The 1,464-nt window shown below is 37.4% G+C and carries 1 protein-coding gene; it reads right to left on the reverse strand.

Annotation, left to right across the window (positions count from 1 at the left end; translation table 11 throughout):
* Positions 1–30: 30 nt before the first annotated feature.
* Positions 31–1,409, reverse strand: a protein-coding gene (locus tag HLH14_RS14070) for an IS3 family transposase (protein ID WP_413228128.1) whose coding sequence is annotated in 2 segments (ribosomal slippage) — positions 31–935 and positions 935–1,409 — 1,380 coding nt in all. Because the reading frame shifts where the segments join, the coding sequence is not laid out codon by codon here.
* Positions 1,410–1,464: the final 55 nt, after the last annotated feature.

Below are 1,464 nucleotides of genomic sequence, written 5' to 3' on the forward strand. Positions count from 1 at the left end.
TGATCTGACCCCCAAAAGTTAGACAGTAAGTTAGGCAATTTCTAAGGACTGATTTCTGTATTCTACAGGGGTCAGTCCTTTCAATTTAACCTTGATTCTTTCATGATTGTAATAGTGAATATATTCTTTCACTTTTTGCTCCAATTCATCAACTGATTTAAATTCTTCTCCATAGAAACATTCAGATTTAAGTATTCCAAAGAAGCTCTCCATAGCAGCATTATCTAAACAATTCCCCTTACGTGACATACTTTGGGTGAGCCCTCGTTCTGCTAACTGTTTCTGGTAAAATCTCATTTGATATTGCCAACCTTGATCAGAATGGATCATTGGCTTCTCATTTAGGTTGAGTGTCTCTATAGCCTCTTTAAGCATATCTTTGACTAGTCCGAATACTGGTCTACGTTCCATTTGAAATGCAATAATTTCACCGTTAAATAAGTCCATGACGGGAGATAGGTAAAGCTTGTCCCCCCGAATATTAAATTCAGTCACATCAGTAACCCATTTTTGATTAGGTCGCTCAGCCTTGAATTGACGCTGCAATACATTGTTTGCAATTTTACCTACTTGCCCTTTATACGAACGGTATTTCACAACCCTAATACGTGATTTAAGCTTCATAGATATCATCAATCGCTGTACACACTTATGGTTCACGATCAAACCTGTATTTCTCAATGCAAGCGTAATCCTGCGATACCCATAACGCCCTTTATGCTGATGATAGATCACTTTGATTTGCTGTTTTAAATCACTGTATTTATCATTGATTTCTGATGATTTCTGATGATAAAAATAGGTACTACGCGCCATCTTGGCTGCACATAGCACATGCTTTAGTGGGTAGTTTTGCCTTAATTCAGATATGAATCTTGCAGTCGTTGCTGTTCGACTTTTTCCTGTTCTTTCTGCTTCTGAATCAAGGCTCTCCGCTTTTTTAGGAAAGCAACTTCAGCACGTAGATATGCCAACTCCTCAAGCAGTTCCTCATGGGTTTTATCCTGATCTGCTTGAGTATATTGAGCTCTCGTTATCTTTGGCTTTAGCATGCTTTTGGGCCGTCCTCTAGCTTTTGGTTTCAAGCCATCTATACCGTTTTCTTTATATTTTTTCAACCAATCTCTTAACGTGCTTGTTTCTTTAATATGAAAGCGTTGCATCGTTTCTCTTAATGAAGCTCCTTCCTCACATATTGCTTTAACAACTTGATATTTAAATTCAACCGTAAAAGTTGTTTTAGATCTTCTGAGTTCTAAGCCTGCCATGCCATAAAGTTTAAATGCTTTACTCCACTTTTGAACATCTGATCTATGAACATTAAAAATTTGACCTGTTACAGAGTCGCCATGACCAGACAAGTAATGCTCCACAACTTTTAATTTAAATTCTTGAGAATATTTAGCCATTAAAAAGCACCCTTCAAATTAGACTAAGAGTGTCCAACTTTCGGGGTGCAGATTA

Origin of the sequence: Acinetobacter terrae, assembly GCF_013004375.1 — a bacterium.
Taxonomy (GTDB): domain Bacteria; phylum Pseudomonadota; class Gammaproteobacteria; order Pseudomonadales; family Moraxellaceae; genus Acinetobacter; species Acinetobacter terrae.